Origin of the sequence: Burkholderia sp. MSMB1826 (genome assembly GCF_001526325.1) — a bacterium.
GTDB lineage: Bacteria > Pseudomonadota > Gammaproteobacteria > Burkholderiales > Burkholderiaceae > Burkholderia.
Genome location: NZ_LOYN01000020.1, coordinates 88,825 through 103,146, shown reverse-complemented (window position 1 = coordinate 103,146; position 14,322 = coordinate 88,825). Strand labels below are relative to the sequence as shown.

The window sequence follows — 14,322 nt, the reverse complement described above, 5'->3', positions numbered from 1 at the left end:
TGCTCTACGACGAGTCGTATCGCTTCTTCTTTGAATTCCTCGGAAAACGCACGCCTGACCATGATTTGGCCCTCCAGACGACACGTTACCTCCTTTTCGAACTGTCCAAGGGCATTGAACCACTACAAGCCAACGTATTCGCCCCTTCCGGCACTCCATCCCGGCTTTCCCCGAGTAGCAACGCCTTCACCACCGCTTCGGCCGACTTCCGCTTCACCAGCAACTCGGCAAACCGGCACGCCGCCGCGTCATCAGCGAACACATCCGTATAAGAAGTCCCGCTATCAAAGATAACGGCAACACCATCCTTTGACTTGAGCCCCTTATTCGCCCTCTTGGCCCAAACCTTCAAAAGGGGAACCGTCGTAACAAGCAGATGGGCCTTCCCGTCCGACTTCAAGAACAACCCATCTGGCCCGGGCGTCATCCCGTCATCGACGAGAACGCTTTGCACGTTACTCCCCGCCTTCGCAGAAACCCCTTTCACCTTGACCATCCCGACAAGCTTAACCGGCCGTGCATTCACCTCGACCGCATATATCTTGTCCAAATCCGCCTGATCTTCCATCGTGGCCGCACCTACCTCCGCCGCAACCTTCTCCCAATAAGCCAGATAAGAATCCGCCAAAGGCCCAACGACCTTAGCCCCATCGCTGCAATGACGGCGACAAGCGCCGCCGTCCTGGCCCGCCCCTTCAATCCGGAAATGCGCTTCATTTCTATAAACACCGCCAAATTCGGTGCCAACAAACAAAAACGGCTGCCGTGACCCCACTGCAGCCGTCCTCACAAACGTCTCAAATCTAAAACCCGAACCAGCCCTTACTCACCCACCTTAAAAGCCGAAACCAACCTAGTCAATTCCGCCGCCTGCTGCCTCAAACTCTCCGCCGCAGCCGCACTTTCCTCGACCAGCGCCGCATTCTGCTGCGTCATCTGATCGAGCGACTGCACTGCGTCCCCGATCTGATCGATCCCGGCACTCTGCTCCAGGCTAGCCTCTGCAATCTCGCTCATCATCGCGCTAACGCCTTGAACCTGCGACACAACATCGCTCATCACCTTCCCCGCCTCACTCACGAGCCGCGACCCGGCGCCCACCGTCCCCGCGCTATGCTCGATCAGCGACTTAATCTCCTTCGCCGCCTGCGCACTGCGCTGCGCCAGATTCCGCACCTCCGAAGCCACAACAGCAAACCCCCGCCCCTGCTCCCCCGCCCGCGCCGCCTCCACCGCAGCATTCAACGCCAGAATATTCGTCTGAAACGAGATACTGTCGATCATCACGATGATCTCGGAAATCCTTTGCGAAGCGTCACTGATCTGCTCCATCGTCGTCACGACCTCGCCCACCACCTGCCCGCCGCGCGCCGCAGTATCCGCCGCGCCGTTGATCATCTTCGCGGCCGTCGTCGCCGTTTCGGTGTTGTTGCGCACCACGGCCGTGATCTCTTCCATCGACGACGCCGTCCGCTCCAGATTGCTCGACTGCCCTTCGGTGCGCTCGCTGAGATCCGCATTCCCCGAAGCAATCTGCGCCGACCCGGTCGCGATCGAAGCCGAAGCCGCCCGAATCCGATGAACGAGCGTCGACAGCGACGACACGAACCGGTTGAACGCATCCGACAACTGCCCGATCTCGTCCTCGCTCTCGACCGTCATCCGGCGCGTCAAATCACCCTGACCGCTGGCGATCTCCGACAGCAGCGTAGCCGCACGCCTGATCGGCGCAGCAATCGCGCGCCCCACCAGCCAGATCACGAGCAGCGCGACCCCGAGGCCCACCACCGCCGCGACCAGCGCAGCACTGCGAATCGCACGCGTCACCGGCCCGAGCAGTTCGGCCTGCGGCACCTGGACGACCACATACGCATTCAGCTCCGGAATGAACGACGTCGCGATGAAGCGCGCGCCGCCATCTCCCTCGTAACTGAGGTACGCATACGGCTTGCCGGCGAGTAGTGTCGACGACGCATCGCCCGGCAGCCCCGGTTCATCTTTGAGGAAATGCTTGCCGTCGATCAGCGACGTATCGCGATGCATCATGATCGCGCCGTCGGGCCGCACGAGATACGCGAACCCGGTCTCGCCGATCCGGTAAGCCGAGATGCCCTTCGCGAGCGCATCGACGGACAGGCTCATGCACGCCGCGCCGATCGGCACGCCGTCGAGCTCTACGCGGCTGTTGATGAACATCATGTAGCCGCCGACGGTCACCTCGCGATCCATGTTCACGTCGTACGCCTTGCCCGACGACAGGAAGCTGGTCAGCCACTGATCCTTGTCGGTCACCTTCCGCTGCAGGCCGGCTTCGTTGTAGTAGTTGCCGCTCTTCACCGACACCCACTGCACGGACGCGGCTTTCTGCTCGTCCTTCACGTTCTTCGCAAGCTGAATCCAGTTGCGCGTGCCGGCATCGGGTTCGCCGTCGGCTTCCCATTGCAGCAAGAACGCGTCGCGCGCCAGAATGCGCGATGCGGCGATCGGGCCGGCCATCTGGCGCTGCACGTCGGCGCGAATGCCGTTGATGGCGGTCGGCAGCTCTTCGCGGACGACGCGATCGCGCACCGCGTTGCCGATCAGGCGGACGCTGAGTCCGCTCGAAATCGCGACGAACACGAGCAGGCAACTCGTCATGCTGAGAATCAGCTTGTTCTGAATGGAAAGCTTGCGCCAGAAATGCATGGGGAACCCTCGATAACCGCTCGGTCTGAGCCAGATTGGGTTATCGGCAGGCGGGCACAGAACCGCATCGCTGATTTCAGATGTTCGTTATGCGAGATTCGATATATCTCCGCCCCAGCGGCATTCGGGCTGTTTATTTTGACGATTCCTGCGATTCGGCAACCCGCGGCACATCCGTACACCGTAAAACATCGGGCGTGACGGTTTGCTTTGCAGCGTCGTCAGTGATCAAAAACGTCAGCCGGTATTCATACACGGCAACAGCAAGCTTGAAACCGACCGCGATGCTCACCGTCAGAACCAGAAACGACGCAATAGCCATCTGAAGTAACGAGAACCCCGCCTCGTCGGGGATTTCAGCATCGACCTTCTCGAGCAGAAGCGTCAGCTCGTCGTGCCCGACATCCTGAATCGTGGCCAGCAACGGACGGACACGCTTCAGCATCTGCATTACCGCAGCCCGCCGATCAATCGGATCGGTTTTCTTCTCGATGATTTCCATCATCTGGCTCACGGAAGGTGGAGTCGAGCATATGTCCGCCGTCACACCCATGCGGCACGTCCGCTCAGTCAACACGCGGATCCGTGCCAGATCCGCTGCAATCGCAGCGTGGCCGGGTCGTAGAAATCGCGCGTCGAACGACGTATAGGAGCCTATCAGTGAAAATGCTGCGCCGAGTACCGACATCGCAGCGAATACTTCACCGATCACTTTGTACAGACTGCGCTTTCTCTCGACCCGGTTCTTGAACTGACTTTTCTTCTCATCCGGCGTGTCCTTGGGCAACTTGCGAAATGCCGCATGCGCCGTCATCAGCGACCGATGCCGTATGCCCCCAATCAACGCCAGATACCCTAATGCCACCGGCAACGGCATCCAACGCCATTGGCTCAACCACGCGTAATCACTATGTGTGGCCAGCCACGGCCCCAGCCAGTAATGGCAGGCTAATGCAATCGCCAAGGACAGCACGATCGTCTCGATGATTAGGTTTCTAAGCGACAAATCAGCTGTCAGCACACGCACCAGCAGCCTGACAACACCGCGAGGGTTTCGCTTGTCCTCCCAATTGGCAACGGCCCCGTCATTATTTTCGGTCGACATCTATACATTCCCTCTAGTTCAGATCTTGGGTAAGCGCAAGCAATCCAATCAGTACGCAACAAAAATCGTCACCCTTCGGTTTCGCGCCCTCGAAGCCGCATCATCCCCCGCAACAAGCGGTTGCGTATCCGCCCGCCCGATCGCCGCCAGCCGATGCGGCGCAACGCCGCGCTCGGTCAGATAGCGCACCACACTCCCCGCGCGCGCCGACGAAAGCTCCCAGTTCGATTCGTATTTCGCGTTCGCGATCGGCACGCTGTCCGTGTGGCCTTCGACGAGAATGTCGCCGGTTTCATGCGCACTCAGTGCCTGCGCGATCTGGTTCAGCACCGGCGACGAATCGGGCAGCAGGCGCGCATCGCCGACGTTGAACAGGATCTTCGCGTCGATACCGATCTCGACGCCGTGCGGCGCCTTCACCAGCGAAATGCGTCCATTCGATTTCAACGAATCGAGCAACGCGAGCCACGGCGGCGCATGAGCGGGCGTAGCAACATCGGTAGCATGAGAAGCACCACCGGCCTGCCGCGCAAGCGTCTGATACCTTGCATCGAGCGCGTTGTATTTCGCGAGCTGCAGCACATACAGCGCGAGAAACAACACCATCAGCGTCGTGATGAGATCCGCGTACGAGATCAGCCAGCGCCCCGACTGCGCGCCTTTGAGTTCGTCATCGTCGCGATCGGCCGCGGATGCGCCATGGGTTCTAGCAGTCATGCTGTCGTGAATCCGGGTTCGTCATACGGTACAGGTGCAGATACACGCAAGCACAAAGCGCACGAACATCACGCGAGCGATTCCGCCGCCCGCCCGCGCACATCGCCGGTCAATCGCGTCTCGATCGTATGCGGCGACTCCTTGCGCGAAATCGCGAGCAAGCCGTCGAGATAGAGCTTGCGGAATCGCATCTCGCTGTCGATCTGCGCGCGCAGCTTGCCGTACAGCGGCAGGAACACGAGGTTCGCGAACGCAAGCCCGTACAGCGTCGCGACGAACGCGACCGCGATGCCCGGCCCGAGCTGAGCCGGTTCGAGAATATGGCTGGTCACCTGCACGAGCCCGAGCACCGAGCCGAGAATGCCGAAGGTCGGCGCATAGCCGCCGGCCTGTTGCCACACGCGCACGGCCGCGAGGCGGCTGCGTTCGTACGCGTCGAGTTCGCGCTGCAACGCATCCTCGAGCACCGCGGTCGACACGCCGTTCGCCAGCAGTTCGAGCCCGCGTCGCGCAAACGGATGAATCCCGCTCACATCCATCGACTCGAACGCGAGCAGCCCGTCGAGCTTCGCGCGGTCGCCCCATTCGAGCAGGTCGGACAGGTTCTTGCGATCGACCTCGCGTGCGCGCACGAACGCGAGCCGCAACTGCTTCACCGCATCGAAGAAGCGCGCCCAGGTGTTCTGGATCATCACCGCGCCGAGCGTGCCGCCGAGCACGATCACGAGCGCCTCGAACTGGAACAGCATCGAGAAATACCCGCCTTCCAGCGCGAACCCGAACACGATCGCCGCGCCGCCCAGCACCGCCCCGACCAGAGTCAACAGATCCATACGCGCCCCCGTATCAAGCGTCCGACGATGACGTCGACGCGACGGACGCCGCACCCGCCGCCGGCGCCTTCGCCGCGCGGACGGCTTCCAGCACGCGCTGCTCGATCTCGTCGATCTCGACCGGATCGAGCTTGAGTTCGCGGCGCATCACCCACGACACCTCGTTGCGTCGTGCCTCGGTCATCACGGAAAACAGCTTGTCGGCCACCGCGCGATCGTCGAGGTTCGCGATCAGCTTCGCGAGATCGTAGGTATCGAACGCGCTGATCACGTCGAACAGCGTGCGCTGGTCGATCCAAACGAGATCCTCGAGCGCGCGCACGTCGCCGCCGCGACGCGCGTTGCGGCGCGAGAAATATGCGACGCCCTTTTGTTCGACGTAGCTGAGCACCTTCGATTTGCGGAACGCGAACACTTCTTCCGCGATCTCGCCGTTCGACAGCTTGTTGAGCAGCAGCGTCTTGTCGACGCCGATCAGCGATTCGAGATCGGCGAGTTCGATGAGTTCGAGTTCGCTGTTGATCGACAGGTCGAGATCGTGATCGGCGACCTGCTGCGCGCGGTCGATCACGCGCGCGGCGTCGAACGTGACGACCTGGCGCGCATCCGACGACGCCGCATAGTCGGTCGCGCCGCCAGCGCCATCGGCTTGCGCGGCTTCGATCGTGACGAGGTTGAGCTTCTCCATGCGTCGCAGCATCGCGAGCACGTGCGGCCGCGAATGGCCGGCGATCGCGCGGCATTTGCGGATCACGTCGGCGAGCGGCACGGACGTCTCGACCGCATGCGCCTGCATCGGCCGGCGCGCCCACGTATCGCCCGGTTCGCGCGCGTCGGCGCCGGCCATCAGCGACAGCACGTGCGCATACGACAGCACGCCCGGCATGAAATCCGCATGGGTGTAGGTCGCAAGCTGGTCGTCCTTGCGCTTCACGCGGCGAATCATCGTGCGTACGATATGGCGCAACAGCGCGGACACGCGCTCGATCTCTTCATCGAGCATGCCGGCCGGCACGACCGTGAGCTGACAGAACGAAAGCGCCTTCGCGGTATGCGCGCGCGGCTCGGCGGCGAGCAGCGCCGATTCGCCGAAGAACTCGCCGCGGCCGAGCGTCGCGACGATCACGCGCTTGTCGTCGCAGCGCGTGGACAGCTCGACCTTGCCGTCGGTAATCAGGAAGATGACGGGCTCGCCCGCGAAGCCCTCCGAGTAAATGATTTCTCCGGGCGCCGCGGTACGCGTCCACGATTGCTGACGATTCAAGTCGATTCCCCTGCTGCGCTGGTTGTTGCGGACTGCGCGTCGCAAGTCTGAAGCGTGCGATCGCGAGTCGTCCCCGTGACTCGTTTACGTCATCGGGCGCAACATCCTTTAGGGGATTCGTCCTCGTTCCGAACCGAAATCAAGGTAAAACGTTTGCGGATCGCGCGGGCGCATCGATCGTTCGTTTCGCCCATTGCGCGTGTAGCGAAATTGAAAGCCCGCCGCGGCCGCCCGCGTCGGGTCAGAACTCCATGTCGAGTTCGTCGATGTCTTCGTGCTCGGCCTTCGCCGCGTCGATCCACTCGGCGACGAACGGATGCGCGAGCACGCGCATGCAGTACTCGGCGACGTCCGGTTCGAGCTTCACGTCGTAGGTCAGGAAGCGCGTGACGACCGGCGCGTACATCGCATCGGCGATGCCGATCTCCGCACCGAACAGCCAGGGGCCGCCGTATTCGGCGAGGCACTCGCGCCAGATCGTCACGATCCGCTCGATGTCGTGCTGCGCACGCGACCAGATCCGGAAGCCGGGGAAATGCCCGCGCAGGTTCATCGGCAGCGCGGATCGCAATGCGCTGAAGCCGGAATGCATCTCGCCGCAGATCGACCGGCAATGCGCGCGTGCATGCCGGTCGCCGGGAAGCAGCCGCGCCTGCGGCCGGATCTCGTTCAGGTATTCGGCGATCGCGAGCGTGTCCCACACCGCATTGCCGTCGTGCGTGAGGCACGGCACGAGGATCGACGGCGACAGCAGCAGCAGCTCCGCGCGCGACGTGGCGTCGATCGGCACGCTGATCGTCTCGAACGCGAGCCCGCTCAGCTTCGCGAGCAGCCAGCCGCGCATCGACCACGACGAGTAATTGCGGCTGCTGATGGTCAGCGTCGTCCGTGCGTTGGATTCCATGTCGCCCCCTGCTGAATGTCGTTCGTACCCCTGCACCGTAAACGGACGCGCCGCATGATCGGCCGCACCACGTCTGTGCGGTCCGTTCGCCGAACCGGCGCAACGTCGCACGGCATCGCCGCACGGGTCGCACGCCCGGCCGGCAAGGCAGCGCGTCACCTTCCCCTCCGTCATCAGGTCCAGCGCGTGCCGCCGCGCTCCCGAACCGCTGCAACGGGCGTGCCAGCGTCACGCTGGCATACGGCTTGCCTCGTTCCCTGTAATGCGGCGTCACGAGCGACGGTCATGAACCTGCTTGCCTATCCGTTTTATCAATGGTCTGCGGAATGCCTGCGCCCGGCGCGTGCATGGGCAGCCGCCACGCGCGCGACGATGTCGCTGTGGCCGCCGGCGACGTCGACACCCACGGGCCGTATGGTCGACGCGCTGTGCGAACTGCTCGAATGCTGCGCGTTTTCGCACCGGCGTCCGCCGTTCGGGATCGCGTCGGTCGTCGTCGACGGCGAAACGGTGCCGATCGTCGAAGAAGCGGCGACAACGACGCCGTTCGCGACGCTGCTGCATTTCCGCAAGGCTCGGCCGGTCGCGCGCCAGCCGCGCGTGCTGATCGTCGCGCCGATGTCCGGGCACTTCGCGACGCTGCTGCGCGGCACGGTGCGCACGATGCTGGCCGATCACGACGTGTACATCACCGACTGGCACAACCCGCGCGACATCCCGCTGGCGGCCGGGCGCTTCGGTTTCGACGAGTACGTCATGCACGTCATCGACTTCATCCGGCACATCGGCCCGGACGCGCACGTGCTGGCGATCTGCCAGCCGACCGTCGCGTCGCTGGCGGCCGTCGCGCTGATGGCGGCCGGCGGCGATCCCGCGCAACCGGCGAGCCTCACGCTGATGGCCGGCCCGATCGACTGCCGCGTGAATCCGACGAAGGTCAACGCGCTCGCCACGAGTCGGCCGATCGAATGGTTCGCGCGCAACCTGATCAGCGTGGTGCCGGCGGGTTTCATCGGCGCGCAGCGGTGCGTGTATCCGGGTTTCGTGCAGGTCGGCGCGTTCATGTCGATGAACCCGGACCGGCATGCGGCGTCGTTCGCCGATCTGTACTACGAACGCGCGAAAGGCGACCCCGCGAAAGCCGACACGTTACGGCACTTCTACGACGAATATTTCGCGACGGCGGACCTCACCGCGGAGTTCTATCTGGAAACGGTCGAGAAGGTATTCCAGCAGTACGCGCTCGCGCGCGGCGAGCTGGCGGTGGGCGACACGCTCGTCGAACCGGCGGCGATTCATCGCACCGCGCTGTTGACGATCGAAGGCGAGAAGGACGATATCTGCGCCGTGGGCCAGACGGTGGCCGCGCAGGAACTGTGTTCGGGGTTGCCGTCGTACCTGAAGACGCACCATGTACAGACGGGCGTGGGGCACTACGGCGTGTTCAACGGCAGCCGGTGGGAAACGCAGATCTATCCGATCGTGCGGGCGACGATCCACGACAACGAGCCGTACGATCGCACCGCGGATGCGCAACGCGACACGAGCGGCGCGCACTACGTCACGCTGCGCGCGCTGCTCGATGCACGGGCATCCGCGGTCGACGCGGCGGCCGAAACGCAATCGGATCACGCGCACTGAACGCGGCTGGCGCCACAGTGAATCGCCCCGCCGGAGAGGCGGGGCGATGTTTGCTTCAGCACGGACGGCGCACGAGCGAAACCGCTCGCGCGCCCGGCCTGCTCGTTACGAGCAAGCCTTGCCGTGCGACGCGTGGTAGCCCTTCGCCTTCGCGTCCGCTTCCGACATGTAGCTGCCGTGCTTCGTCTTGCCGTAGTACTTGTCGGTCGAGCAGTGATAGACCTTCGTGCTGTCGTTCGCCCACACCTTGCCCGCGCCGCCGCCCGGCGCCGCGGCCGTCGTGGCCGCGCTCTTCGCCGGCGCTGCGCCCGATGCCGGCGCAGCGGAAGCCGCCGTTGCCGGCGCCGCGGCCGGTGCGCTCGCCGCGGCAGCGGCCGATGCGCCGTACCACGTCTTCACGCCCTTGTGGCCCGCGCATGCGCCCTTCTTCGATGCGCCCGAGTAGAACGAGCCGTCCTTGCACAGCCCGGTCGTGCCGGCCGGCGCGCTGGCCGGAACCTGCGCGAACGCACCGATCGACACACCCATGCCGGCGACCAGCGCGGCGATCAACATCGTTTTTTTCATGGTCCTCTCCTGATTTGCCTGAATGATGAAAACGTCCGGGGCATCCCCGGGAACAGCGACGGTTACCGCACCCAGCGGCACACGCGATGGTGGTGATGATCGAAATGGCACACGCGGTGCGAATGCGCTTCGGCCAGGGCCGGCGCGAGCACGGCGCAAGCCAGTGCCGTGGCGGTCAGAATCTTCGCGATGCGGTTCATGGTGACACTCTCCCGGATAGGTCAGCCGGTGGTCCGGCCGTACCTCCTTAACGCGGGGCGTCGACACGCCGTGCACCGCAGCTGCGTGCAATTGACGATCTTTGACATCGCATCGCCTGTCGACACGCGAAGCTGACGAACGTCTTTCTTTTCTTTCCGATTCTTCAGCTTCGCGACGCTTTGGAATTCGAATCAATGGACGGAAGCGGAAAGCCGTGCGCGAATATCAGCGGGTAAACAAAAAACCGCCTGAACAAAAAACCGCCTGAATGCAGGCGGTCCATCGAAAACGCACACCCACCGGCAAGCTACGCACCGGCTTCGCCCCACGGCGTCGGCTCCGGCACCGCGCACGGGCCGTCGACGTCGATCGATTTGAAGTCGGCAGGCCCGACGATTTCCAGGTATTCCATGTCCGGCGAGTAGTCGAACAGGTAATGGACGATCCCCGGCGCCTGGTGCACGCAGTCGCCGGCCGCCACCAGCGTTTCCTGTTCGCCGTACATGAAACGCGCCCAGCCCTTCAGCATGATCACGATATGGAATTCGGCCTCGTGACGGTGCCAGCCGGTGCCCGCCGTCGGTGCATGATTGGCCCTGACGAGTTGCGCGACGACCTTGCCGTTCGTCGCGGCGGCGATGCCGAGATCGCGGTACAGGAAGAAGTCGCGCAGGCCTTCGCCTCGATAGGCGGTGTCCTGCGGCTTCACGTGGGAAAAAGCGGTGGGGGTCGGCGTGCTCATCGCGGTGCTCCTTCATCGAAAGGATGACGCGACACAAGCATTTAGCGTTCCAGTTTGCGGCGGCACGACATCGTGCGCGTCACCGCTTGCGCCGCTTGCCGGTCAACAGCGTCTGCGCGATCACCGCGAGCAGCAGGAACGCACCGCTCGCGAGATTCTGATAGTACGGGCTCAACGTGCCGACCTGGTTGATCACGTTCTCGATCACGCCGAGCAGCAGCACGCCCGCGAGCGGACCGAACAGCGTGCCGACGCCGCCCGTCAGCAGCACGCCGCCGATCACCGCGGCCGCGATCGATTGCAGCTCGTAGCTGTTGCCGGCGCCCGGCAGCCCCGAATCGAGCCGCGACGCGAGCAGCGCACCGGCCAGCCCCGCCAGCGCGCCGCTCAACCCGTACGTGACGACCTTGAGCCCTTCGACGTTCACGCCGAGCATGCGCGCCGCCTCCTCGTTGCCGCCGATCGCGAACACGCCCGCGCCGTAGCGCGTGTGATTCAGCACGAACGCGGCGACGAGATACGCGACGAGCACGATCCACACGAGATTGCCGATGCCGAACAGCGAGCCGTTCGCGATCGTCGCGAAAAAGCCGGGGTTCGCGATCAGCATGTCCTGGCTCGCGAGCACGAGCGACAGCCCTTTCAACCCGAGCAGCGCGGCGAGCGTGACGATGAACGGCGCCATCCGCGCGCGGGCGATCAGCCAGCCGTTCACGAGCCCGACGATCAACCCGACGCCAACGGGGGCGGCCAGCGCGGCGCCCCAGCCATACGGCGCCGCATACGCGGCGATCACGGTGCCGAGCCCGACGAGCGAGCCGACCGACAGGTCGAACCCGCCGAGGATGATCACAAAGCTCTGCCCGATCGTGATCAGCGCGACGAACGCGGCGGCCGCGACGATGTCGAGCAGGTTCGGCGCGCTCAGGAAATGCGGAAACACGCGGCCGGCGATCAGGCACACGAGCACGAGGATCGCGATCGCGCCGCGCGCCTGCACGAGCCGGACGAACTGTGCGCGGCGCGCGCGGCCTGCATCGTGCGCGGCGTGCGGGGAGATCGGCGCGGTCGACATGTCAGGCTCCCGAGCGTTGCAGGTACAACGCGCCGAGGATGAACGCGGCCTTCAGGATCTGCGCATACGTGTAGCTGATGTTGTTCATGATGAAGCTGGCATCGAGCAGTTGCAGCAGCAGCACGCCGAACACGGTGCCGACGATCGACACGCGCCCGCCGGACAGCGGCGTGCCGCCGATCACCGACGCGGCGATCGCGTCGAGTTCGAAGTTCACGCCGACGTAGTTCGGATCGCCCGCGCCGAGCCGCGCGGTGGCGAACAGGCCCGCCAGCCCGGCCAATGCACCGCTGGCCGCATAGACCGCCAGCAGCGTGCGCCGCACGGGCACGCCGGCGAGATGCGCGGCATCGCGGCTCGCGCCGACGAGAATCGTGTAGCGCCCGAAGGTCGTGTTGCGCACGACGAAGAACACGATGGCCGCGCACGCGAGCGCGATCAGCATCACGACCGGCAGCCCGAACAACGTGCCGATGCCGACGAAATCGAACGCATCGGACGGCGGCAGGCTCACGCGCGAGCCGCCGAGCAATGCCTGCGCCAGCCCGCGCGCGGCGACCAGCAATGCCAGCCCGGAAATCAGCGGATCGATGCCGAGCCGCGCGACGAGCCCGCCGTTGAACAGGCCGGCCGCGAGGCCGATCGCCATCGCCGCCGCGAACGCCGCGCCGGTGCCGTACGGCAAACATAGGGCGATGATCGCGCTGGAGAGCGCCATCACCGAGCCGACCGACAGGTCGATCCCGCGCGTGGCGATCGCGAGGTTCTGCCCGAGTGCGATCAGCACGATCGGCGCGGCCTGGAACAGCAGGCTGCGCGCGGCGAGCGGATTCGCGAAACCGGGCGTGACGATCAGGTTGAAGACGGCGAGCGCGACGAACGCGAGATACACGCTGTGCTCGCGTGCCTGAGCGAACAGCGAGCGGCGCGACGTGCGGCGGGCCTGGTCCGGTTCGCTCATCAGGTTGGCAAGATTCACGCTTTCCTCATCCTCGGGTCGATGTGCGGCGCGTTACGTCTGGTTCGCGAGCAACGCGGTCACGTCGTCGGGGCTCGCGCCGCGCGTCGGCAGTTCGCCGCTCGTCGCGCCTTCGTGCAGGATCACGAGCCGGTCGGCCAGCTCGAGCAGCTCTTCCATCTCCGACGACGTCGCGACGACCGCGAGCCCTTCGTCGGCGAGCCGTTTGACGAGATCGTGCACTTCCGCCTTCGCGCCGACGTCGATGCCGCGCGTCGGATCGTCGAGCAGCAGCACCGACGGCTCGGTCGACAGGCAACGCGCGATCAGCGCCTTCTGCTGGTTGCCGCCGGACAGCGTCGAGATCGGCGCGCCCGCATGCGACGTCTTGATGCCCAGCTCGCGGATGTAGCGCTCGACGAGCGCCTCCTGCTTGCGCACGGAAATGAAGCCGAAGCGGGCGATGCGCGGCAGCACGCACACGACGATGTTCTCGCGCACCGACAGCTTCGAGAAAATCCCTTCCGAGCGGCGATCCTCGGACAGGAACGCGAGCCCCGCGCGAATCGCCCGCGCCGGATCGGCACCGTCGAGCGCGTGGCCGCCGACGCGCACCGCGCCGCCGTCCGGCTGCTGCGCGCCGAACACGGCCTTGAACGTCTCGGTGCGGCCCGCGCCGAGCAAGCCCGCGAGCCCGACGATCTCCTTCGGCGCGACGCGGAACGACACGTCGCGCAGACGCGTGCCCCAGCGCAGTCCGTCGACGGCGAGCGCCGGCTCGTGCGTCGTGTCGGCGGCGGCCGCCTCCGCCTGTTCGCGCGGGCCGTGCGCGCCGACTTCACGGCCGAGCATCGCCGAAATCAGCGCCATGCGCGGCAGCCGGTCGGGCGTATCGCTGCGTACGACTGCGCCGTCGCGCAGCACGGTCAGCCGGTCGCACATCCGGTAGCACTCGGACAGGCGATGGCTGACGAGCACGATCGCGATGCCGGCCGCGCGCAACTGCTCGACGACGCCGAACAGCACCTCGACTTCCGCGCCGCTCAACGCGGAAGTCGGCTCGTCGAGAATCAGCACGCGCGCGCCGAGCGACACGCCGCGCGCGATCGATACCATCTGCTGCTGGCCGAGCCCGAGCGCGCCGACCTTGTCGGCCGGGTCGACATCGAGCCCGTAACGCTCGACGATCTCGCGGGTGCGCGCCCGCATCTCGCGGCGGTCGATCCACGGGCCAAAGCGGCGCGGCTCGTGGCCGAGGAAGATGTTCTCGGCCACGCTGCGTTCCGGAATCAGGTTGATTTCCTGATAGACCGCGCAGATGCCCGCGCGCTGCGCGGCACGCGGGCTGTCGAACGACACGGGCACGCCGTCGACGCGGATCTCGCCCGCATCGGGCTGGTGAAAGCCGGTGAGGATCTTGATCAGCGTCGACTTGCCGGCGCCGTTCTCGCCCATCAGCCCGTGCACCTCGCCCGCGCGCAGCGACAGCGACACGTCGGTCAGCGCGCGCACGACGCCGAACGTCTTGCCGATGCCGCGCGTCTCGAGCACGACGGGTTTGCCGTCGGCGCCGGTGCCGGCGTCGGGTCCGGCGGGAAGCGTTGCATCCATCGCGCGCCTCGCGTTCGCG

14 protein-coding genes are annotated in these 14,322 nt (G+C 65.2%); 1 reads left to right on the top strand and 13 read right to left on the bottom strand.

The genetic code is table 11. The features are described 5' to 3' along the window. Positions 1-85: 85 nt before the first annotated feature. The 7 genes from WS95_RS11950 to WS95_RS11920 all read right to left on the bottom strand — a co-directional run bounded on the left by WS95_RS11950 (position 86) and on the right by WS95_RS11920 (position 7,508). The gene (locus WS95_RS11950; protein WP_179950191.1) at positions 86-754 is read right to left on the bottom strand and encodes a hypothetical protein; all 669 of its coding nucleotides are present in this window, start codon (positions 752-754) and stop codon (positions 86-88) included. A gap of 68 nt (positions 755-822) precedes the next feature. Next, entirely contained in the window at positions 823-2,685 is a 1,863-nt protein-coding gene (locus tag WS95_RS11945) for a methyl-accepting chemotaxis protein (protein WP_059823991.1), read from the bottom strand. A 133-nt stretch (positions 2,686-2,818) separates the two neighbouring features. Next, positions 2,819-3,790 carry a hypothetical protein gene (locus WS95_RS11940; protein ID WP_059823989.1) on the bottom strand — a complete coding sequence of 324 codons (972 nt, stop codon included), beginning with the start codon at positions 3,788-3,790 and terminating at the stop codon, positions 2,819-2,821. 48 nt (positions 3,791-3,838) lie between these two features. Further along, on the bottom strand, positions 3,839-4,507 hold the full coding sequence (locus tag WS95_RS11935) for an OmpA/MotB family protein (protein WP_059823987.1): 669 nt from the start codon (positions 4,505-4,507) through the stop codon (positions 3,839-3,841). Positions 4,508-4,575: 68 nt separating this feature from the next. Next, entirely contained in the window at positions 4,576-5,340 is a 765-nt protein-coding gene (locus WS95_RS11930; protein WP_059823986.1) for a flagellar motor protein, read from the bottom strand. Positions 5,341-5,353: 13 nt separating this feature from the next. After that, positions 5,354-6,604, bottom strand: a complete 1,251-nt coding sequence (locus tag WS95_RS11925) for a Crp/Fnr family transcriptional regulator (protein WP_059823984.1) — start codon at positions 6,602-6,604, stop codon at positions 5,354-5,356. Between the two features lie 241 nt (positions 6,605-6,845). Further along, entirely contained in the window at positions 6,846-7,508 is a 663-nt protein-coding gene (locus WS95_RS11920) for a glutathione S-transferase family protein (RefSeq protein WP_059823983.1), read from the bottom strand. Positions 7,509-7,793: 285 nt separating this feature from the next. Between WS95_RS11920 and WS95_RS11915 the strand changes: the two genes are divergently transcribed. After that, positions 7,794-9,149 carry a polyhydroxyalkanoate depolymerase gene (locus WS95_RS11915; RefSeq protein ID WP_059784280.1) on the top strand — a complete coding sequence of 452 codons (1,356 nt, stop codon included), beginning with the start codon at positions 7,794-7,796 and terminating at the stop codon, positions 9,147-9,149. Between the two features lie 105 nt (positions 9,150-9,254). Here the strand turns inward: WS95_RS11915 and WS95_RS11910 are convergent, their stop codons facing one another. The 6 genes from WS95_RS11910 to WS95_RS11890 form a co-directional block, all read right to left on the bottom strand. Beyond that, the gene (locus tag WS95_RS11910; protein WP_059784282.1) at positions 9,255-9,716 is read right to left on the bottom strand and encodes a DUF3761 domain-containing protein; all 462 of its coding nucleotides are present in this window, start codon (positions 9,714-9,716) and stop codon (positions 9,255-9,257) included. Between the two features lie 62 nt (positions 9,717-9,778). Then, complete coding sequence (locus WS95_RS35330) at positions 9,779-9,916, bottom strand: HHHH-motif protein (RefSeq protein ID WP_175883728.1); 138 nt, start codon at positions 9,914-9,916, stop codon at positions 9,779-9,781. A gap of 308 nt (positions 9,917-10,224) precedes the next feature. Further along, complete coding sequence (locus WS95_RS11905; protein ID WP_059784284.1) at positions 10,225-10,659, bottom strand: cupin domain-containing protein; 435 nt, start codon at positions 10,657-10,659, stop codon at positions 10,225-10,227. Positions 10,660-10,738: 79 nt separating this feature from the next. Next, positions 10,739-11,734: an ABC transporter permease gene (locus tag WS95_RS11900; RefSeq protein ID WP_059823981.1), complete on the bottom strand. Its 996-nt coding sequence runs from the start codon at positions 11,732-11,734 to the stop codon at positions 10,739-10,741. A gap of 1 nt (position 11,735) precedes the next feature. Beyond that, positions 11,736-12,713: an ABC transporter permease gene (locus tag WS95_RS11895; protein WP_082746906.1), complete on the bottom strand. Its 978-nt coding sequence runs from the start codon at positions 12,711-12,713 to the stop codon at positions 11,736-11,738. Positions 12,714-12,746: 33 nt separating this feature from the next. Next, positions 12,747-14,303, bottom strand: coding sequence for a sugar ABC transporter ATP-binding protein (locus WS95_RS11890; protein WP_059823979.1), 1,557 nt, complete (start codon positions 14,301-14,303; stop codon positions 12,747-12,749). Positions 14,304-14,322 lie beyond the last annotated feature (19 nt).

Excerpts from the sequence above, each read along its gene's own strand:
- WS95_RS11945 (WP_059823991.1), bottom strand. The coding sequence starts at position 2,685 with ATGCATTTCTGGCGCAAGCTTTCCATTCAGAACAAGCTGATTCTCAGC.
- WS95_RS11940 (WP_059823989.1), bottom strand. The coding sequence starts at position 3,790 with ATGTCGACCGAAAATAATGACGGGGCCGTTGCCAATTGGGAGGACAAG.
- WS95_RS11935 (WP_059823987.1), bottom strand. The coding sequence starts at position 4,507 with ATGACTGCTAGAACCCATGGCGCATCCGCGGCCGATCGCGACGATGAC.
- WS95_RS11930 (WP_059823986.1), bottom strand. The coding sequence starts at position 5,340 with ATGGATCTGTTGACTCTGGTCGGGGCGGTGCTGGGCGGCGCGGCGATC.
- WS95_RS11920 (WP_059823983.1), bottom strand. The coding sequence starts at position 7,508 with ATGGAATCCAACGCACGGACGACGCTGACCATCAGCAGCCGCAATTAC.
- WS95_RS11915 (WP_059784280.1), top strand. The coding sequence starts at position 7,794 with ATGAACCTGCTTGCCTATCCGTTTTATCAATGGTCTGCGGAATGCCTG.
- WS95_RS11910 (WP_059784282.1), bottom strand. The coding sequence starts at position 9,716 with ATGAAAAAAACGATGTTGATCGCCGCGCTGGTCGCCGGCATGGGTGTG.
- WS95_RS35330 (WP_175883728.1), bottom strand. The coding sequence starts at position 9,916 with ATGAACCGCATCGCGAAGATTCTGACCGCCACGGCACTGGCTTGCGCC.
- WS95_RS11905 (WP_059784284.1), bottom strand. The coding sequence starts at position 10,659 with ATGAGCACGCCGACCCCCACCGCTTTTTCCCACGTGAAGCCGCAGGAC.
- WS95_RS11900 (WP_059823981.1), bottom strand. The coding sequence starts at position 11,734 with ATGTCGACCGCGCCGATCTCCCCGCACGCCGCGCACGATGCAGGCCGC.
- WS95_RS11890 (WP_059823979.1), bottom strand. The coding sequence starts at position 14,303 with ATGGATGCAACGCTTCCCGCCGGACCCGACGCCGGCACCGGCGCCGAC.